The following is a 19,572-nucleotide window of genomic DNA, read 5'->3' as shown; positions in this document are numbered from 1 at the left end:
TTCTAGACGCGCGAGCTTTCGGCCCCCATCCGCCACAGGCAGAGAACGACCACGGTGAGCCCGGCGATGCCGATCAGGGGCGACCACAGGAGACCAAGCAAACCGAGCCCAGCGCCGGCCGCAATCAAAATTGGATAGGGGCTGCTCGTGGTAAAGACGCCGAGGTCTTCGCCGGCAGCATCGGCATTGGTGAGATCGGGCTCGTCGCCGTCCAGGCGCGCGCTGCGTTCACCGATGACCGCATAGATCGCGGCGAAGACGAGCGCGGCGGTCATCACGCCGAGCAGGACCGTGCCCACGGTCTCCTCGTGCGCGACCCACCAATAGACGAGTGCGATCACGAACCCGAATCCGGCCGAACAGCCGAAGATCCCGACGAACGATTTCACGAGTTCACCGTGTCCAAGACCGGACGCCGGCTGCGAATCGGCGGCAGTTCCTCGAAGTTGAACTCCGGCGGCGGTGAGGTCGTCGCCCATTCGAGGCTGTACCCGCCCCATGGATTCGCGGCCACCGGAACACGCCGCCGGGCGGCCGCGAACACGCTGGTTGCCACGTCGGCGAAGAAGACCATCACACCGATCGCGAGGATCACCGAACCGCCCGTCGCGATCGCGTTGAGCAGTCCCAAGTGCGCGATGTTGGGATAGGTGTACACGCGGCGTGCCATGCCTTCCAAGCCCATGAAGGCCATCGGGATGAACGTCACATTGAAGCCGGCGAACATCAAGGCGAAGCACCATTTGCCCAGCGTTTCATTGAGCCGGACGCCGAACATCTTGGGGAACCAGAAATAGAGCGCGGCAAAGAGCGCAAACATACTGCCGCCCGCGAGCGTGTAGTGAAAGTGGTTCACGATGAAGTACGAGTCGTGGGCGTCATAATCGATCGGCGGCGAAGCGAGCATCACCCCGGTGATACCGCCGATCAGGAAATTGAGCATGAATCCGACGGCGAAAAGCATCGGCGTCGAGAATTCGATCGAACCTTTCCACATCGTTCCGATCCAATTGACGAATTTGACGCCGGTCGGCACGGCGATGAGGAAAGATACCGCCGAGAAAAACGGATTGTTCACTGCGCCGGTCGTGAACATGTGATGCGCCCAGACGCCGATCGACAGACCCGCGATCGCGAAGGCCGCGATCACCAGCCCGACGTAACCGAAGACCGGCTTACGCGAAAACGTGGCGACGACCTCGGTGATGATCCCGAAGTAGGGCAAGATCATCACGTAGACCTCCGGATGGCCGAAGAACCAGAAGAGGTGCTGATAGAGAATCGGATTTCCGCCGAAAGCGGGATCGAAGAAGTGACCGCCGAGATGCCGGTCGATCAACAGCATCGCCAGGACCGCGGTCAGCGACGGGAACGCCATCAGAATCAAAACCGCGGTCGCAACGATCTCCCATTCGAAGATGGGGATGCGCCACATCGTCATGCCGGGGGCGCGAAAGAGAAAGATCGTGACGATCAAGTTCAGCGCCGTCAAGATCGTCGACACGCTCGCGAGCAGCAGTCCGAGCAACCAGAGGTCTTGACCGGCGCCGGTGCCCTCGGCGATCTCGGAGAGCGGCGCATATGCCGTCCATCCCGTCGCCGCCGCGCCGCCGTACATGGCGAAACCGCTGAAGACGACGATGCCGGCGAGCGCAAACATCCAGAACGCGGTCGCGTTGAGGCGCGGATACGCTACGTCCGGTGCGCCGATCTGCAGCGGCACCAAAAAATTCGCCAGACCGAGTCCGAAGGGCGCGATGACGAAGAAGATCATCGCGGTTCCGTGCAGGGTGAAGATCTGGTTGTAGGCGTGGGCGGAGAGGAAATCGTTCTCGGGGCGCGCGAGCTGCGCGCGGATGAGCATCGCTAAGATCCCGGCAATGACGAAAAACGTCATCGTCGCGACCATATACATGATGCCGATCTTCTTGTGATCGGTGGTCGTCATCCATTCGATCATGGGACCTCCACTCCACGAGAGGCAATGAACCGCTCGTACGCCGGATCGGGAACGACTTTGACCTGGAACGTCATGAGCGCGTGATCGAGGCCGCAGAACTGCGCACAGCGCCCGCGAAAGGTGCCGACTCGCGTCGGCGTGATCGCGAAAAGGTTCTGCATACCCGGTATCGCATCGCGCTTGAAGAGAAACGCGGGAACCCAAAACGAGTGCGTGACGTCGGCCGAGGTCAAGTCGATCTCGGTCGCTTCCCGCAGCGGAAGGTAGAGTGTCGGCGGCGCGAACGGCGTGCCGATCGTCGTGATCCCGCCGGGATAATCGAAGCGCCATGACCAGCGGAACGCGATCACGCCGACTTTGTTCGCGGGATCGGCAGCTACGCGATCGACCGGTATTTCGGCGATCATCGTTACGATGAAGAGGCCGATGACGATGAGCAGCGGGATGACGACGTAGAGGACTTCGAGCGGTTTATTGCCGCTGAACTGCGCGGGCTGGGGATTGCGCGAACGCCGATACGCGAAGATGCACCAGAAAATGCAACCGTAGACGAAGAGTCCGACGCACGCGGCGGCAATGAGAAAGACGTACCAATCCCCACGCATCGTAACGCCCTGCACCGACGCCGGATCGAGCAGCCATCGCATCGTTTCGAAACGATACCCGTATGGCGCATAAAATATCGTCGCGTCGGGTAGCATTCAACGTGGCCGTCAACGCGGGTGATACTTCTCGTCAATGGATGCCATTTCAGGTTCGGGCGCATCCCACCGTGCTCGGGACCGTGCTCTTCCTTGCTTCCGAGATGATGTTCTTTGCCGCGCTCTTCGCAACGTACTACGATCTGCGCGCGAACCGTGCGGTTTGGCCGCCGCCGGGCGTGCACGTCAACGTGGTCGAGGGCTCGATCGGGACGTTCCTGCTCTTCATCTCGAGCGTCGTGATGGTGCTGGCGACGCATGCGATGGACCGGGGTGCGATTCGGGCCGCGCGCTGGTGGACGGCTACCGCGATTATCGCCGCGCTCTCATTCATTCTGCTCTCGGTGCACGGCTATCTGGAGAACACGTTCACGATCGCGACCAACTCGTACGGCTCGATCTACTACACGCTCACCGGCTTCCATCTGGCGCATGTCACCGTCGGTATCGGAATTCTGCTCGCGCTGTTGATCGGGATGCGCAGTCCTACGCTGCGGGCGTATCATCGCCAAGGCGCGGAAGCAATGACGTACTATTGGCACTTCGTGTTCCTCGTGTGGGTCGGCATCTATCTCTCCGTGTACATCATCCGATGAGCCGGGCGGAACGCGCGATCGTGGTCGCGCTCTCGGTCGCGATCGTGGGCAGCATGGGATTCATCGCCGCCTACGCCGCCGATGCGGGCACGTTGTGGGAGGGATTTTCGCTGGCGGTCGCCTCGGCCGCGTTTGCAGCCGCGGCGCTGGGCTGGGCGTTCGGCATTCTTCCACAGGCCGAGGTCGTCGATCGGCGCGACGAATATCCATCGCAAGCGCCGCTGCGGAGCGAAGAAGACCGGCAGGTCGAGCGGGTCGAGCGCGGCCTCTCGCGCAACGGCGCACTGCTGCGCCTCGTGTATGCGGCGGTCGGCGTGTTCGGTCTGGCATTGCTCGTGCCGATACGATCGTTCGGACCACCGCTCGACTCGACGCTCTTTCACACGCGATGGCGCAAGGGTTTGCGCCTGGTGCGTCCCGACGGGAGCGCGGTACGCGTCGGGGATCTGGAAATCAACTCGGTCGTCACGGTTTTCCCGGAAGGCGCACTGGACGATGCGCTTTCAACGACCACGCTGATTCGCGTGCCGCCGGATCTTGCGCAGAGCACGCAGGGATACATCGCGTATTCGAAGGTGTGCACGCATGCGGGCTGTCCGGTCGCCCTCTATCGTCAGGCTGCTAAAGAGCTGATGTGTCCGTGCCATCAGTCGGTTTTCGACGTCCTCGAGAACGGGCGCGTCGTGTCGGGTCCGGCCGACCACAGCTTGCCGCGCCTGCCGATCGCGACGACGAATGACGGCTATGTGATTGCGCTCGGCGATTATCCCGAACCCGTCGGGCCGGGATTCTGGCAACGTGGGGAGGGTCCGATCCGCTCGACATGATCGAACGACTGCTGCGTTGGGTCGACGACCGGCTGGGAAGCGCGCACTTCGTCAGCCACGCGCTGCGCAAGGCGTTTCCGGATCACTGGTCGTTCATGCTCGGCGAGATCAACGCGTATGCGTTTCTGATCCTGATCGCGACCGGAACCTTCCTGGCGTTTTTCTTCGATCCGAGCGCGAGCAAGACGGTCTATCACGGGCCGTACAAACTTCTCGACGGCATCACGATGTCGCACGCGTACGCGTCGGCCGTCAACCTGAGTTTTGCGGTGAACGCCGGCTTGCTGATTCGCCAAGTCCACCATTGGACCGCCCTGATCTTCGTCGCCGGGATCATCGTGCACATGGGCCGGATTTTTTTCACCGGCGCCTTTCGCAAGCCGCGCGAGATCAACTGGGTCGTCGGCGTCCTGCTCTTTCTCCTCGCGATGCTGGAAGGGTTTACCGGCTATTCGCTTCCCGACGATCTGCTCAGCGGAACCGGGCTGCGCATCGCCGATTCGGTCGTGCTCTCGATCCCGGTGATCGGCACCTGGCTGTCCTCGTTCATCCTCAACGGGACCTTTCCGAGCAGTGCGCTGCTGCCGCGGCTCTTCGTCGTTCACGTCTATCTGCTGCCGGCGGCGATCGCGGGTCTGATCCTGATACACCTCGCGCTCGTCTGGCGACAGAAGCACACCCAATTTCCCGGACCCGGCCGGACCGAGCACAACGTCGTCGGCTCGCCGCTCTTTCCGCGCTACGCGGCAAAGTCGATCGCGCTGATGTTCGCGGTGGGCTCGGTGGTCATGGCGCTCGGCGCGTTCGTGCAAATCAATCCGATCTGGTTATGGGGCCCGTACAATGCCTGGCAAGTCTCGAGCCCCGCACAGCCGGACTGGTACATCGGCTGGCTCGAGGGCGCGCTGCGAATCGGGCCGCCGCTCGCGATTCACCTGTGGGGCCGCACGATACCCTCGCCGTTCTGGCCGTCGGTAGCGCTCCCGGCGGTGCTCTTCGCGCTGCTGTTGCTCTGGCCGTGGATCGATGCGACCCTGCGGCGGGATCATGCGTCGCACCATCTGCTCGATATTCCGCGTGACGTGCCGCTGCGCACGTCCTTCGGCGTCGCGCTGTTCCTCTTCGCACTCGGCCTGACCCTGGCCGGAAGCGACGACGTGCAAGCGCGATACGTCCACCAATCGATCACGGTCATCACGCGGTTCTATCAATGGTTCTGCATCATCGCCCCGCCGATCGGCTTCGGGATCACCTATGCGCTCACGTCGGACCTGCGCGCGCGCGGAGGCGTGCACCGAGCGCCTCGCGTTCGCCTGCGCAAGAATGCGCGCGGCGGGTTCGAGGAAGGTCCGCTCTCATGAAGATCGCTGCCGCGGCCGGCGCCGTCGCGTGTACCACGCTCGTGCTCTCGCCGCCGGTCGACGCGCTCAGCGACGCGTCGTTCGCGTGGCACATGGGCGAGCATCTCGTGCTGCTCTTCCTCGTACCGCTATTGATCGTGCTCTCGCAACCGTTCACGGCATTTCGGATCGTTGCGGGCAAACGCGCGACCGCCGCGTTCGTGCGCGTGACGCGGCCGCTGCACGTGCTCGCGCATCCGGCGCTCACCTTTTCGCTCTTCGTCGGTTATCTCTGGCTCCTTCACTTCTCACCGCTCTACGAGAGCGCGCTGGAGCATCCGCTGGTGCACGCCGGCGAGCATCTATTGCTCGTGGTCGTCGGGACGCTCTTTTGGCTGCCCGTGCTCGCGCCGCCGCCGCTGCGGCCGCCGGCATTCCCGGTGCGGCTGTTCTACCTGCTGCTCGCACTGCCGCAGGGAGCGTTGCTCGGATTTGCGCTCGGCGCGGCGCGTGCGCCGCTCTACCCGCACTACGCGGCCGTCATGGGAATGCAGGCGGCGCTTGCCGATCAGCGCAACGGCGCAGCGGTCATGTGGATCGGCGGCGGACTGGCGGTGCTGACCGCATTCCTCGCGACGTTTGGCGTATGGGCGGCGCGCGAAAGCGGCACGGCGCGGGAGCCGTTATGTTTGTAGCGTGCCGGCCGCTGGCGGTTGCATGGGCGATCGCCGGCGCCGTGCTGTGCGCCTGTTCACCGGCGGTCACGGCGAAGAGCAGCGCGAACGCCGGGACCGCGGCAACGATCGGCGGCGATGCGAAGACCGGAGCGCAGATTTTTGCGAAGAACTGCTCCGCTTGCCATGGTGCGACCGGGGTCGAGGGCGGAACCATCGGACCGTCGCTTCGCGACGAGAAGACGCGCATGGACTACAACGGCACGGTCTCGTGGATCGAAGACCCGGAGCCGCCGATGCCCAAACTCTATCCGCAATCGCTCACGCAGGCGCAGGTGCGCGACGTCGCCGCCTACGTGCAGTCGTTATGAGCGCGCTGCTCTTCGCCGCGCTGCTCACCGGCAAAACGCTCTACATGATGACCTGCGCGTCGTGTCACGGCGCCCGCGGCCAGGGCTCGAACGTTGCGCCGCCGCTCATCGGACGATCCGCCGCGGACATTCACCTCATGCTCGACACCGGGCGAATGCCGGCTTCGGTTCCATACGTGGACGAAATCCATCAGCGGCCGCGGTTCACGCAGCCGCAGATGACCGCGATCGTGAATTACGTTCTCTCGTTCTCACCGCACGCGGATCGCTCGCTTCCGCTCGTCATGGACGGAAACGCCGCCCACGGGCGCACGCTCTTCGCCGAGAACTGCGCCATGTGCCACGGTCCCACCGGCAACGGGGCGTCGGTCGGATCCGACGACGTCGCACCGTCGCTGATGCATGCGACCGTATTCCAAGTCGCCGAGGCGATCCGTGCCGGACCGTGGATCATGCCGCGCTTCGGGCGCGACGTGCTCAGCGATCGAGACGTCGACGACATCGCCCGGTACGTCAACGCCATTCAAACGCAGACCGATGGTGCGCAGCAGGAGAATGCGGGCGGGCTATCGCTCGGACACGTCGGCCCGGCCGCCGAGGGCTTCGTGGCTTGGTTTTTCGGCATCGGCGCGTTGGTGCTCTTCGTGCGCGGTATTGGAACAACGCGCTGAGGGGTAAGACGCAATCGTGAACACGAGCGATTTCCTCATGCGGCGTCTTATCGAATGGGGCGTGAAGCGCATATACGGATATCCGGGCGACGGAATCAACGGCATCATGGGCGCATTCGGCCGCATCGACGGGAAGATCGAATTCGTTCAGGTGCGCCACGAAGAGATGGCCGCGTTCATGGCGTGCGCGCATGCGAAGTTCACCGGCGAGGTCGGCGTCTGCATGGCGACCTCGGGTCCGGGCGCGATTCATCTGCTGAACGGCCTGTACGACGCGAAGATGGATCACGTTCCCGTTGTCGCGATCGTCGGCCAGGCGGCAACGACGGCACTCGGAGGCTCGTATCAACAAGAAGTCGATCTGCAGCAGCTCTACGAGGACGTCTGTGATTACGTCTACACGGTCTCGAGTCCGATGGCGGTGCGGCACATCGTCGACCGCGCATTGCGGACGGCGATGGGCTATCGCGGCGTCACGGCCATCGTCGTGCCCAAGGACGTTCAAGAAGAAAAATTCGAGGAGCCGCCGCACAAGCACAACACGCTCCACTCGAGCGTAGGCTATTTGCCGCCGGTCGTGGTTCCCCAGGCGGTCGATCTGCGCGCGGCGGCGGAGATTCTCAATAGCGGCGAGCGTGTCGCGATGCTGGTCGGCGCCGGCGCCTTCGGAGCTCGCGCCGAGGTCATCGCGGTGGCCGAGCGGCTGGGCGCGGGCGTGGCAAAAGCGCTGCTCGGCAAAGCCGTCCTTCCCGACGACCTCCCCTATGTGACCGGCACCGTCGGCCTGCTCGGCACCGCGCCCAGCTTCGAGATGATGGAGAAGTGCGACACGCTGCTGATGGTGGGCACGTCGTTTCCGTACGCCGAGTTCTTGCCGAAAGAAGGTCAGGCGCGCGGAATTCAGATCGACATCGACCCCAAGAATCTGGGGCTGCGCTATCCGACGGAATTGAATCTCGTCGGCGATGCGTCCGCGACGCTTTTCGAATTGTTGCCGCTTCTCGAAGAGAAGCAGGACCGCACGTGGGTCGAGCACCTGGCGAAGACCAAGCGGAGGTGGCACGAGGAGGAGATGGCGCGCGCCAACGTGAGCGCCGATCCGATCAATCCGCAGTTGCTCTTCGTTCGGTTGAACGAACATCTGCCTGATGACGCAATCCTCACCGGCGACGCGGGCACGGCGACCAATTGGTACGCGCGCAACATCATGATGCGCGGGCGCATGAAAGGGTCGCTCTCGGGCGGCTTGGCCACGATGGGCTCGGCCGTTCCGTATGCGATCGCGGCAAAGTTCGCCTTTCCGGACCGCGTCGCGGTAGCGTGCACCGGCGACGGTGCGATGCAGATGAACGGCAACGCCGAAATGCTCACCGTCGCGAAATATTGGAAGAGCTGGCACGACCCGCGCATCATCTTTTTGGTGCTCGACAACGATGACCTCAATCAGGTCACGTGGGAGATGCGGATCATGAACGGCGATCCGAAGTTCGAGCCGTCGCAGGATCTGCCGAAGTTCAACTACGCGCGCTACGCCGAGCAACTCGGATTTCTCGGCATTCGCGTCGAGCGTCCGGAAGACGTCGACGCGGCGTGGGACCGTGCGTTTGCGTCCGACCGGCCCGCGATCCTAGACGCCAGAGTATCCGCTGACATTGCGCAGTTGCCGCCCCACATCACGTTCGAAGAGGCGCACAATCTTTTCTCGGCGATGGCCAAGGGCGATCCCGATGAGGCCTCGGTGCTCAAAGAGTCGATCAAGGGTGTGCTCGCGGGCATGCTCCCGCACCGGGAGCGCACATGAGCGTCGCAGTTGCGCGGCAGGGTCACGGTTGTCCCGTCGCGGGACTCGACGTCTCGGTGTATCGCGTGCCGACCGACGGCGGCGCCGAGAGCGACGGCACCGCGCGCTGGGACGCGACCACGATGGTGCTGGTCGAAATCCACGCCGCCGGCAAGACGGGGATGGGATACACCTACGCGGACGAAGCGACCGCGCTCGTCGTCGAACGCGAACTGCGCGCGGTGCTCGAGGGCGCCGACGCGCTCGAAACCGCGCGGCGATACCACGAACTGCAAACGGCCGTCCGCAATATGGGCCGCGACGGTATTGCGGCGATGGCGATCTCGGCGGTCGATATCGCGCTGTGGGATTTACGCGGCAAGATCTTCGGCGTGCCGGTGTACGCGCTGATCGGCGCGGCGCGCGATTCCGCTCCGGTATACGGGAGCGGCGGGTTTACCTCGTATGGCGCGGATCGATTACGCCGCCAGCTGCGCGCGTGGGTCGACGCGGGCATCCCGCGTGTCAAGATGAAGATCGGAAGCGATCCGGCGGCCGACATCCCGCGTGTTGCCGAGGCGCGTCGCGCGATCGGCGATCGCACCGAACTGTTCGTCGATGCGAACGGCGCGTACTCGCGCAAGCAGGCCATGCGCTTTGCCGACGAACTCGCACGGCTTGGGGTAACCTGGTTCGAGGAGCCGGTCTATCACCAGGATTTCGAGGGATTGAGCCAAGTGCGCGAGCGCGCGCCGGCCGGTATGGATATCGCCGCGGGCGAGTACGGCTACGAGCCGGCCCATTTTTGGCGCATGCTCGAGGCGAAGACTGTCGACTGCCTGCAAGCCGATGCAACCCGCTGCGGCGGGTTCAGCGGTTTGCTGGCGGTGGACGGACTGTGCCAGAGCGCGATGCTCCCGCTCTCGACGCACTGCGGCCCGCACGTGCAATTGCACGCCGCGCTCGGTTGCAAGATGCTGCGGCATATGGAGTATTTCTACGATCATGCGCGCATCGAGCGCATGTTCTTCGACGGTGCGAGCGAGCCGATCGACGGTTCGCTCTATCCCGATCCTTCCCGACCCGGCATCGGGTTGCAACTTCGCCGTGCCGACGCGCGGCGATACCAATTGTAGGACCTCGCCATGATCAAGGTTATGACAAACGGCGCCGAGACCGAACTGCGCACGGTGATTCGCGGCGAAGTGCGATTCGATAGCGGCTCTCGCGCGCTCTATTCTACCGATGCGTCCAATTATCGACAGATACCGCTCGGCGTCATTCTCCCGAAGAATGCGGAAGATGTCGAGCATGCCTTGGCGATAGCGCACCGGCACGGCATGCCGGTCGTGAGCCGCGGCGGCGGGACCAGCCTAGCGGGCGAGGCGACGAACGCCGCGGTGGTTCTCGATTTCAGCAAATACATGAACGCGGTGCTCGAGATCGACTACGAGAACCGGTTTGCGCGCGTGCAGCCCGGCTGCGTGCTCGACGACCTGCGCGATCTGGCCGAACGCCGGAACCTCACCTTCGGGCCCGATCCTGCCACGCACGATCACAACACGCTCGGTGGAATGATCGGCAACAATTCTTGCGGGATGCACGCGCAGATGGCCGGCAAGACGGATGCGAACATCGACGAGCTGGAGATCATCACCTACGACGGCGTGCGCATGCGGGTCGGCCCGACCTCCGAGGAGGAGTTGGAGGCGATCATCGCGTCCGGCGGGCGGCGCGGTGAGATCTACGCGAAGATGCGTGAGATCCGCGATCGTTACGGCGACCGGATTCGCGAACGCTTCCCGAAGATTCCGCGCCGCGTCTCCGGCTTTGCGCTCGACCAGCTGCTGCCCGAGAATGGATTCAACGTCGCGCGCGCGCTCGTCGGAACCGAGGGAACGTGCGTCGTCGTACTCGAGGCGAAATGCCGCTTGGTTCATAGTCCCCCGCAGCGCATTTTGTGCATCCTCGGTTTCGACGATATCGCGAACGCAGCCGACTGGGTACCCTTCTGTGACGAGTTCGGCCCGATCGCGCTCGAAGGCATGGACGAGAGCATGTTTCGGCACCTGCAGCTCAAGCATAAGTCGACGGCGGCGCGCGAAGACTTCTCGGACGGCTCGGCGTGGCTGATCGTCGAGTTCGGCGCCGACGAGCGCGCGGAGGCGATCGCCAAAGCAGAAAAACTGTGCGCTGCGATCGGCGCGCTCGATCCGAAAATCGCGCACCGTATCGTGAGCGATCGGGAGAAGATGAAAGCGGTCTGGGACGTGCGGGAAGCCGGCCTCGGGATCACGGCCAAAGTTCCCGACGAGGCCGACACCTATCCGGGCTGGGAAGACTCTGCCGTGGATCCGAAGCGCCTCGGCGATTACCTGCGTAAGCTGCGCAAGCTTTTCGACCGTTACGGATATCACGCGTCGCTCTACGGTCACTTCGGCCAGGCGTGCGTGCACTGCCGTATCAACTTCGATCTCTTCACCAAAGAGGGGATCGAAAAATACAAACGCTTCGTGTACGAGGCAGCAAAGCTGTGCGTCGAGCACGGAGGATCGCTTTCGGGCGAACACGGCGACGGGCAATCGCGCGGCGAGCTGTTGCCGATCATGTACGGTCAGGAGCTGGTACAGGCGTTTTGGGAATTCAAGCACGCCTGGGATCCGGCCGACAAGATGAATCCCGGCAAGGTCTTGCATCCCTATCATATCGATCAGAATCTGCGCTGGGGAACGAACTACGAACCGTGGGATCCGCCCACGCGCTTCCACTTCAAGGAAGATCGCGGCAGCTTTGCGTACGCCGCGAACCGCTGCGTGGGAGCGGGCGCGTGCCGCAAACACGAAGGCGGCACGATGTGCCCGAGCTACATGGCCACGCGTGAGGAGCAACACTCCACGCGCGGACGCGCCCGATTGCTTTTCGAAATGATGCAGGGCGATCCGTCGGGCAAGAAGTGGCGGGACCGTGCGGTCAAAGAGGCGCTGGATCTGTGTCTTGCGTGCAAGGGATGCAAGAGTGAATGCCCGGTCAACGTCGATATGGCGACGTACAAGGCCGAGTTTCTCTCGCACTACTACGCCGGCCGCGTCCGGCCGCGTACCGCGTACGCCTTTGGTCTGATGATGTTGTGGGCGCGCTTGGCGGCGGTCGCGCCAATGGCCGTCAACGCCTTGGCGAGTGCGCCCGTCGTGGGTCCGGCGCTCAAGTTTGCTGCCGGCATGGACCAGCGGCGGCGCATTCCCGCCTTCGCGCCCAAGACGTTCCGGCAATGGTTCAAGCAGCGGCCGGTGCGCAACGCCGGCAAGAGCAAGGTGATTCTTTGGCCGGATACCTGGAACAACCGCTTCCATCCCTCGACGGCGATGGCGGCGGTCGAGGTGCTCGAGGATGCCGGATTTCAGGTGACGATTCCCAAGTCCATGCTTTGCTGCGGACGCCCGCTCTACGACTACGGCATGCTGGCGCTCGCGCAGTCGATGCTGAAACGCATCCTCGACTCGCTGCGCGAAGAGATTCGTGCCGGGACACCGCTGGTGGGACTCGAGCCAAGTTGCGTGTCGGTCTTCCGCGACGAGATGGCGGACCTGCTCGGAAACGACAAGGATGCGGAACGTTTGGCCAAGCAGACGTTTCTCTTCTCGGAATTCCTGGCGAACTACGCGCCGGAGTACCGGCTGCCGAAACTCGACGGCAAAGCGATCGTGCATCAGCATTGCCACCACAAGGCGATTCTCGATCCACAGGCAGAGGCCAAATTGCTCGATAAGACCGGACTCGACTGCGAAGTGCTCGATTCGGGCTGCTGCGGTATGGCCGGCGCATTCGGATTCGAGCAGGGGCACTACGACGTCTCGATGGCGATCGGCGAACGCGTGCTTCTGCCGAAAGTCCGGGCAGCGTCCGAGCAGACGATCGTGGTTGCCGACGGGTTTAGCTGCCGCGAACAGATCGCGCAGAGTACGAATCGTCTGGCGCTGCATCCGGCGCAGGTGCTCAAACTCGCGCTCGATCAACGCGGCGTCGCGGCGACCGAATCCTTTCCCGAACGGAGGTACATGCGCTGATGCCTCGCGTCGTAATTTTAGGCGGCGGCTTTGCCGGGCTCTCGGCGGCGCGCGAACTCTCGCAGCGGCGCAGAGCCGTGCGCGATCTGGAAACCGTGCTGGTCGATCGCCACAACTTCATGCTCTTCACGCCGATGCTGCCCGAAGCGGCCACCGGCGCGGTCGAGACGCGCCACATCATGCAGCCCTTCCGCGCCCAGCTGCGGCACGTGCGATTCGAACTCGGCGAAGCGATCGCCGTCGACGAGCAAGCGCGCTCGCTCACGCTCACCCACCCTCTCACCAACCAGACCAGCGCGCTCGAGTACGACGAGTTGATCTTTGCACTCGGCTCGACCCCCTCGACGTTGGGTATCGAGGGGGTCGAACGGTGCACGCTTCCGCTGCGGACGGTCGACGACGCACTGCGTTTGCGCAATACGGTCATCGGTGCACTGGAAGTTGCCGCCCAGGGCAACGATCTCGTCGAACGGGACCGGCTCCTCCACTTCATCGTGGTCGGCGGAGGATTCACCGGCGTCGAAGCCGCGGGCGAACTGTCCGCTTTCGTTCGTTCGTTGCTGCGGTTCTATCCCGCGCTCGACCCTTCGCTGCTCGGTATCACGCTGATCCAGTCGGAAGCGCGGCTATTGCCCGAGCTGCCCGAGCGATTCGGGAAGCAGGCGGCGCACGTGCTGCGCGAGCGCGGTATCGAGATCGAACTCGGCGCGGAGGTCGAGGCCGTCGATTCCGCCGGGCTCACCCTCAAAAATGGGGAGCGTCATGAGGCGCGCACGATCGTGTGGTGCGCCGGTGCCAAGCCCGCGCCGTTCGTCGAGCACCTGGGGCTGCGGCTCTCGGATCGCAACGCGATTGAAACCGAGCGCGACTGTTCGATTACGGCGCACCCGCATCTGTGGGCAATCGGCGATTGCGCTGCGATTCCCAAACGCAGCGGCGGCGTCTACGCGCCGCTCGCGCAGAACGCGACCCGCGAAGGACCGCTCGTTGCGCGCAACGTGATCGCGCGTCTGCGCGGAAGGCGCACGAAGCCGATGCGCTACGAGAGGGTCGGCCAGATGGCCTCGCTGGGCGACCATTGGGCGCTGGTGCAGCTCCCGGGCAATCGAATGCTCAGCGGAACCGCGGGCTGGTTGCTGTGGCGAACGTATTATCTCGGCCGTCTCAAGGGCGCGAAGAGTAAAACGCGCGTTGCGCTCGACTGGGCGCTCGGTCTCGCGTTCGGGCCCACGCTCGCGCGGTTGCCGCTGACGGAGAAGCCGTATGCGCCTTCACGATAAGGTCGCGATCGTTACCGGCGGCGACACCGGAATCGGCAAGGCAATCGCAGCCCGCATGGCTCGTGAGGGCGCCAGCGTCGTCATCGATTATCACGGCGACGCTGAGCCGGCGACCGCGCTGGTGGAGGAAATCGAGAATTTCGGCGGCCGCGCCTATGCGGTCGCTGCCGACATCTCAAAGGCGGACGAGGTCGACGAGCTCGTCAAGGCTGCGGTCGTGCATTTCGGACAGCTCGACGTGCTGGTGAATAACGCCGGCGTCGAGGAGAAGCATCCGTTTCTGGAAATGCCGCTCGAGGTCTGGAAAAAAGTGATCGCGATCGATTTGACCGGTCCCTGGCTGTGCTCGCAGCGCGCCGCGCAGCAGATGGTTCATCAGCGCGCAGGCGGCCGGATCATCAACATCAGCTCGGTGCACGAGGACATCACGATGCCGACCAATGCGCCGTACTGCGCCGCCAAGGGCGGCTTGCGGATGCTGATGCGTACGATCGCCGTCGAGCTTGCGCCACATGGAATCACGGTCAACAACGTCTGCCCGGGCGCGGTCGACACGCCGATGGACGCGCGGCTCGAGCGCAGTCCAAAACAGTACGAAGCCTTGCTCGACGAGATTCCGCTGCATCGCATGGGCAAGCCCGAGGAAGTGGCCTCGATGTGCGTGTATTTGGCCTCGGAGGAGGCATCCTACGTGACCGGGGCATCGTTCATCATCGACGGTGGAATGACGAAGCAATCAGGAAGCCTGTGATCGCGAAGTTCACCGGCTCGGGCGAGGCGATCTCGACATATCATGTCGAGGATACGGAGATGGCGGTCGGAAGCACGATCGGCGCTCCAAAAGGGACCATCATTCTCAAGGCCAACGGCGCCATCGACCGCTTCTTTTCGAGCGACGCGGGCGAGATCGCAATCGGCGGCATGCAGATTCGCTACTGGGACTCCGCCAGCGGCCTGACGTTGGGAACGATTCCCGGCGAATTCACCCTCCATCCGGATCGCCAGGAACACGCCTACGAGCTGCACGACGGCATCCTCGTGCGCGAGCGTGTCTTCATGCTCAACAGCCAGCCGCGGCTCGAGCGTGCGGACCCGGCGATCGCATACTATCACGTGGAACTGGAAAATTCACGCAACGAGGACGTGCGAATTCGCTCGATCGCGGCGGCCGACATGCAGGGAAGCTGCGGTGACGACGTGCGGGTGCGTTACGACGAGCGTAGGGCTGCGTTCATCGCAACCAACGGCCGGCACTCCGGCCTCGCGCGAGCCTTCGTCTGCTCGCGCAAGCCCGTCCACTGGGAGGTGACCGGCGACCACGGAAAATGCGTTCGCGTCGTTTTCCCCGGGCCGCTCTGCGATCGTGCGGTGAACGGCGGCCCCGAGCACATCGCGCTCTTCGAGCACCAGCATGACATCCCGGCGCGATCGACCGTCGAAATCACCTATACCCTAGCGGTGACGACGGACGGCGTACGCGCGCTGCGGGCGATTCTCGATCGCGCGCCCGACGTCAGCACGGCAATGGAACGCACGCGCAAGCGCTACGAGACGATCTTGCGCCGAGCGGTGGTCATGACGCCGGACGCCGACGTCAACCGCGGCGTGCTCTGGGCCAAGGCCAACATGCTGCGGGTCGAGACGCTCGCGCCGACCGGATGGTGTTTCGTCAACGACCCGACGCGGACCAATAACAGCGTCGGCCGCGACACCGCGTGGTTCGCGTTCGGGTCCGACTACGTGACGCCCGACTTCTCACGCGAAGCGTTGCTTGCTTACGTTTCGAACATGGAGCGCAAAGGGCTGGTGGTCGAGTATTACGACATCCGCACCGGGAAGACCGCCGATTACAAGCTGAACATCAACGACGACACGCCGCTGTTGATGCTCGCACTCTGGCACCACTATGCCGCGACCCGTGACCGCGCGTTTCTGCGGCGGATCTACAAAGGCGCGAAACGCGCCGCCGAGTACATTCTCTCGCAGCGCAACAGCGCCGGGCTCGTATGGTGTACGGCTACGGGGACGGGTGAACAGGGTATCTGCGGGTGGCGCAACGTCATCAAGGGATATCGGATAAGCGGTGCGACGACCGAGCTGAATTCCGAATGCTATGCCGCGCTGGGCGCCGCCTCGAGAATGGCAGCGGAGCTGGGGAAGATGGAGGATCGCGACCGGTTCGCGCGCGAGGCCGACGCGCTGCGTGAGGCGATCAACACGCATTTGGTCGACCCCCAAACGGGACTATACTACCTGACCATCGACGTAGACGGCGCGAAGCGCACCGACGTCAGCTGCGATTTGGTCTTCCCGGTGATGTTCGGCGTCGCGGATCGCGAGCGCGCGGCGAATATCATCAGCCGTTTGAGCGTCGCCGCGTTCTGGACCGATGCCGGGATGCGAACGATTCCGCGAGACGACATCAGCTACGGACCGACGCGCGGGTACGGACTGCTCGGTGGAGTGTGGGAGGGCGCGACGTTCTGGTACGCGTTCGCCGCGGCGCGCTTCAATCCGGATTTCATGGCGTCGGCGCTGCGCGACAGCTTTCGTCACTACTCGAGCGACCCACGGCGTAACAATACCGTCCCCGGACAGTTTTCGGAGTGGCTGCACGGCGAAACACTCGTCAATCAAGGAATGATGCTCTCGCCCTGGTTTCCGCCGCGTTACCTTTGGGCGGCGGTTGCCGGTGCCGGCGGGCTCAGTCTTTCAGGCGACGAGCCAAGCTGCAATCCACGCCTTGCGCCCGATTGGCGATGGTTCGGCGTGCGGAGGCTGCGGTTTCGCGACACCTTGGTCACCTGGTTCGTCGTGCGCACACCGGCGCTCGCGATGTACGCCAACTTCCGGTTCAAGAGCGAACTCGAGTATCAGGCGTACGATCGCGACGTGACCGACGAGCTGGTCGGCACCGCCAGCGACGACGTGTCGACGATTCTCCTCGCGCGCGGCGACGAGCTCGTACTTTTCGTCGGGAACACGGCCGATCGCACCGTCAGTACCTCGATCGTGTTCAAGCGGCGGCTCAAGACGAGATTCAGCGTACGCGTCTTCAACAATATGCGAGGAGAGTGGATCGACCAACCGGACGTCACCGGTGACGACCTTTACCGCGGCATTCCCGTGCAGGTGGAGCGGCGCGGGTTCTCGGTCGCGGAGTTGCGGACGCGCGCCGGATGATCGCCACGAGTTCGTACCGGCTCGGCGTAAGCGAGTTCACCACCAACCCGTGGCCGTTCGAGCGCGACGTCGAGCGCTACGCGGCGCACGGCCTGGACGCGATCGAGGTCTGCGAGTTCAAATTGAAACAAGGGCAGGGCTTCGGAAAGCAATTGAAGAGCATCGAAGCCGCCGGGTTGATGGTGAGCTCGGTGCAAACCACGGTGCACTCGCTCTTCCCCGATTCGCTCGCGCCTACACCCGCCGATCCGCGAGAGCGATTGCGTGCGATGTTCGAGTCGGTCGACCGGATCTCGCGACACGTTCCGCAGGGAACGCCCTTCGTGGTGATCACGGGCGCGGCGCCCGAGGGAAATTGTGAGTACGTGTACGAGTTCGCACGGGAAGCGCTGCCGCGGCTCGCCGACTTCGCCGCGGAGTCCGGCATGCGCGTCGCGTTCGAACCGCTCAATCCGATCCTGTTCCATACCGACACGGCGTTGTGGGGTCTCGACGCCGCGCTCGAACTCGTGGAGAACATCGATCACCCCGCGCTCGGCATCTGCTGCGATACGTGGAACATCTTCGAGACGCCCGACGTTGCGTCGGTCATCCGCGCGTGCGGCAAGCGCATCTTTCTGGTTCAGCTCAGCGACTGGCGCAGGCCGCGCAACAATGCCGACCGGATCGTGCTCGGCGACGGCTGCATTCCGACGGTGAAGTTGCTCAGCGCGCTGCGCGCCGCCGGATACGACCGGCCTTACGTCATCGAAATCTTTTCGGCGCAAACGCTGCCGGACTCGCTGTGGAACGGGGACATGGACGCGATGCTGGAGCGCAACGTCGTCGCGTTCGAGCGCTTCTGGCAGGAGAGCGAGGCGCTGGTATGATTCCGAGCCGGATCATCGACCTGAGCCAGCCGGTGTACACGAACTGTCCGCAGTATCCGGACAAGAACCCGCGCCCGGCGCAGGTGCACTGGATGTATATCCAGGGCGTTGCACCGGTGAACAAAGAGATCGTGGAAATAAGTACGCACACGGGCACCCATTGCGATGCGCCGTTCCATTTTTTTGCCGAGGGCGCCACGATCGATCGCGTGCCGCTTGAACAATACGTCGGCTGGGCGAGCGTGATCGACCTGCGCGGCAAAGCCCCGGGCTCGGCGATCGAGGCGCGCGACATCGAACCGCATCTCGCTCGCATTGCACCGGGCGACGTGGTGTTGCTCAATACGGGTTGGGGAGGCAAGCGCGCGAATACCGGCGAGTTTCTCACCCAATACGTGTATTGCGGCGGGGAAGCGGCGGAGCTGATCGTGCGCAGCGGCGCAAAGGGCGCGGGCATCGACGCGGTGAGCTTCGGCGGCTACGACGACCCTGCCAAAGCCGGTCCGGGGCATCGTGCCATGCTCGGCGCCGGCCGCTTCATCGTCGAGGAGCTGTTCTTTCCGGACGAGGTCATGGACGGAAAACGCAGACTCTTCGTCTGCGCTCCCGTCAAGCTGCGCGACTGCAGCGGTGCGTGGACTCGCGCCGCGTTGTGGGAGTTCGCGTAGATTCGCTATGCGTGTGCTTTGACGCTAGAGCTTCCCTAGGTACCGCGCAAGTAGGCGGTGTGAAATTCGCACGGAACGATCGGCACTTCTTCGGATTCGACGGAGAGCGCTCGGCAGCCGCATTTCCACTGCAGCATGCGGATCACGTGCGGATGCCCCGACGCCGCAATATCGGTAAAATGCCGTTTTGCTTCATTCGGCGCGCCCAGCAGCGCCCGCAATAACGAAAGCGAAATCTGGCAAACTCGGGTGTGTGACACCTCGCGCACGTCGTTTTTCATGAATGCATCATTCCCCACTCATCATTCCCCGATTGAGAGCGCACGTATCGCGGGAAGAAGATGCAGATGACGAAATGCACGGCGCCGTTTCGGGCGCGGAAAGGAAAACGAACGTGGCAGGACTCGCAAGCCTGATTTGGACGCTGATCGTAATCTTGTTCGTGTTATGGTTGCTCGGCTTTTTGCTCCACGTCGGCGGCGCGCTGATTCACATCTTGCTCGTGGTCGCGGTGGTGCTGATCATCGTCAACCTCCTCACAGGCCGCGGCGCGAGGGTCTAAGGCCCCGGGTTCGTAGAGGAGAGGCC

Annotated in this window: 19 protein-coding genes; 15 read left to right on the top strand and 4 right to left on the bottom strand. The window is 63.7% G+C overall.

The window, feature by feature from the left end; all coding sequences use genetic code 11:
- Nucleotides 1-2: 2 nt before the first annotated feature.
- The 3 genes from VMF11_09145 to coxB are packed head-to-tail and all read right to left on the bottom strand — an operon-like array spanning nt 3 to nt 2,607.
- Nucleotides 3-389, bottom strand: coding sequence for a cytochrome c oxidase subunit 4 (locus VMF11_09145; protein HTU70474.1), 387 nt, complete (start codon nt 387-389; stop codon nt 3-5).
- Nucleotides 386-1,960 carry a cbb3-type cytochrome c oxidase subunit I gene (locus VMF11_09140; GenBank protein ID HTU70473.1) on the bottom strand — a complete coding sequence of 525 codons (1,575 nt, stop codon included), beginning with the start codon at nt 1,958-1,960 and terminating at the stop codon, nt 386-388. The genes VMF11_09145 and VMF11_09140 overlap by 4 nt, the downstream gene beginning before the upstream one ends.
- Nucleotides 1,957-2,607, bottom strand: a complete 651-nt coding sequence (gene coxB, locus VMF11_09135) for a cytochrome c oxidase subunit II (GenBank protein ID HTU70472.1) — start codon at nt 2,605-2,607, stop codon at nt 1,957-1,959. The genes VMF11_09140 and coxB overlap by 4 nt, the downstream gene beginning before the upstream one ends.
- Nucleotides 2,608-2,702: 95 nt before the next feature.
- On the opposite strand from coxB, the gene VMF11_09130 reads away from it, so the two are divergent.
- Genes VMF11_09130 through VMF11_09065 form a run of 14 tightly spaced genes read left to right on the top strand, consistent with a single transcriptional unit; the run spans nt 2,703 to nt 18,984 of the window.
- Complete coding sequence (locus VMF11_09130; GenBank protein ID HTU70471.1) at nt 2,703-3,257, top strand: cytochrome c oxidase subunit 3; 555 nt, start codon at nt 2,703-2,705, stop codon at nt 3,255-3,257.
- Nucleotides 3,254-4,084: a Rieske 2Fe-2S domain-containing protein gene (locus VMF11_09125; protein HTU70470.1), complete on the top strand. Its 831-nt coding sequence runs from the start codon at nt 3,254-3,256 to the stop codon at nt 4,082-4,084. The genes VMF11_09130 and VMF11_09125 overlap by 4 nt, the downstream gene beginning before the upstream one ends.
- Nucleotides 4,081-5,445 (top strand): cytochrome bc complex cytochrome b subunit, encoded by a 1,365-nt coding sequence (locus tag VMF11_09120; protein HTU70469.1) that lies wholly within the window; start codon nt 4,081-4,083, stop codon nt 5,443-5,445. Before VMF11_09125 ends, VMF11_09120 begins: the two co-directional genes overlap by 4 nt.
- Nucleotides 5,442-6,119, top strand: coding sequence for a cytochrome c oxidase assembly protein (locus tag VMF11_09115; GenBank protein ID HTU70468.1), 678 nt, complete (start codon nt 5,442-5,444; stop codon nt 6,117-6,119). Before VMF11_09120 ends, VMF11_09115 begins: the two co-directional genes overlap by 4 nt.
- Nucleotides 6,110-6,469: a c-type cytochrome gene (locus VMF11_09110; GenBank protein ID HTU70467.1), complete on the top strand. Its 360-nt coding sequence runs from the start codon at nt 6,110-6,112 to the stop codon at nt 6,467-6,469. The genes VMF11_09115 and VMF11_09110 overlap by 10 nt, the downstream gene beginning before the upstream one ends.
- Nucleotides 6,466-7,140, top strand: a complete 675-nt coding sequence (locus VMF11_09105; protein ID HTU70466.1) for a c-type cytochrome — start codon at nt 6,466-6,468, stop codon at nt 7,138-7,140. Before VMF11_09110 ends, VMF11_09105 begins: the two co-directional genes overlap by 4 nt.
- Nucleotides 7,141-7,156: 16 nt before the next feature.
- A complete protein-coding gene (locus tag VMF11_09100; protein ID HTU70465.1) occupies nt 7,157-8,941 on the top strand; it encodes a thiamine pyrophosphate-requiring protein in 1,785 nt (594 codons plus the stop codon).
- Nucleotides 8,938-10,056, top strand: coding sequence for an enolase C-terminal domain-like protein (locus VMF11_09095; GenBank protein ID HTU70464.1), 1,119 nt, complete (start codon nt 8,938-8,940; stop codon nt 10,054-10,056). Before VMF11_09100 ends, VMF11_09095 begins: the two co-directional genes overlap by 4 nt.
- A gap of 9 nt (nt 10,057-10,065) precedes the next feature.
- The gene (locus VMF11_09090) at nt 10,066-12,984 is read left to right on the top strand and encodes an FAD-linked oxidase C-terminal domain-containing protein (GenBank protein HTU70463.1); all 2,919 of its coding nucleotides are present in this window, start codon (nt 10,066-10,068) and stop codon (nt 12,982-12,984) included.
- Nucleotides 12,984-14,264 (top strand): NAD(P)/FAD-dependent oxidoreductase, encoded by a 1,281-nt coding sequence (locus VMF11_09085; protein ID HTU70462.1) that lies wholly within the window; start codon nt 12,984-12,986, stop codon nt 14,262-14,264. Before VMF11_09090 ends, VMF11_09085 begins: the two co-directional genes overlap by 1 nt.
- The gene (locus VMF11_09080; protein ID HTU70461.1) at nt 14,248-15,015 is read left to right on the top strand and encodes an SDR family oxidoreductase; all 768 of its coding nucleotides are present in this window, start codon (nt 14,248-14,250) and stop codon (nt 15,013-15,015) included. The genes VMF11_09085 and VMF11_09080 overlap by 17 nt, the downstream gene beginning before the upstream one ends.
- Nucleotides 15,012-17,447, top strand: coding sequence for a hypothetical protein (locus VMF11_09075; protein ID HTU70460.1), 2,436 nt, complete (start codon nt 15,012-15,014; stop codon nt 17,445-17,447). The genes VMF11_09080 and VMF11_09075 overlap by 4 nt, the downstream gene beginning before the upstream one ends.
- Nucleotides 17,444-18,316: a sugar phosphate isomerase/epimerase gene (locus VMF11_09070; protein ID HTU70459.1), complete on the top strand. Its 873-nt coding sequence runs from the start codon at nt 17,444-17,446 to the stop codon at nt 18,314-18,316. The genes VMF11_09075 and VMF11_09070 overlap by 4 nt, the downstream gene beginning before the upstream one ends.
- Nucleotides 18,313-18,984: a cyclase family protein gene (locus VMF11_09065; protein ID HTU70458.1), complete on the top strand. Its 672-nt coding sequence runs from the start codon at nt 18,313-18,315 to the stop codon at nt 18,982-18,984. Before VMF11_09070 ends, VMF11_09065 begins: the two co-directional genes overlap by 4 nt.
- A gap of 35 nt (nt 18,985-19,019) precedes the next feature.
- Here VMF11_09065 and VMF11_09060 read toward each other — a convergent pair whose 3' ends face one another.
- Nucleotides 19,020-19,265: a hypothetical protein gene (locus tag VMF11_09060; protein HTU70457.1), complete on the bottom strand. Its 246-nt coding sequence runs from the start codon at nt 19,263-19,265 to the stop codon at nt 19,020-19,022.
- Between the two features lie 113 nt (nt 19,266-19,378).
- On the opposite strand from VMF11_09060, the gene VMF11_09055 reads away from it, so the two are divergent.
- Nucleotides 19,379-19,546: a lmo0937 family membrane protein gene (locus VMF11_09055; GenBank protein ID HTU70456.1), complete on the top strand. Its 168-nt coding sequence runs from the start codon at nt 19,379-19,381 to the stop codon at nt 19,544-19,546.
- Nucleotides 19,547-19,572 lie beyond the last annotated feature (26 nt).

Source organism: Candidatus Baltobacteraceae bacterium (genome assembly GCA_035502855.1).
Taxonomy (GTDB): Bacteria; Vulcanimicrobiota; Vulcanimicrobiia; order Vulcanimicrobiales; family Vulcanimicrobiaceae; genus Aquilonibacter.
The sequence above is the reverse complement of the archived record's forward strand: the minus strand, read 5'-3'. Positions and strand labels throughout refer to the sequence as shown.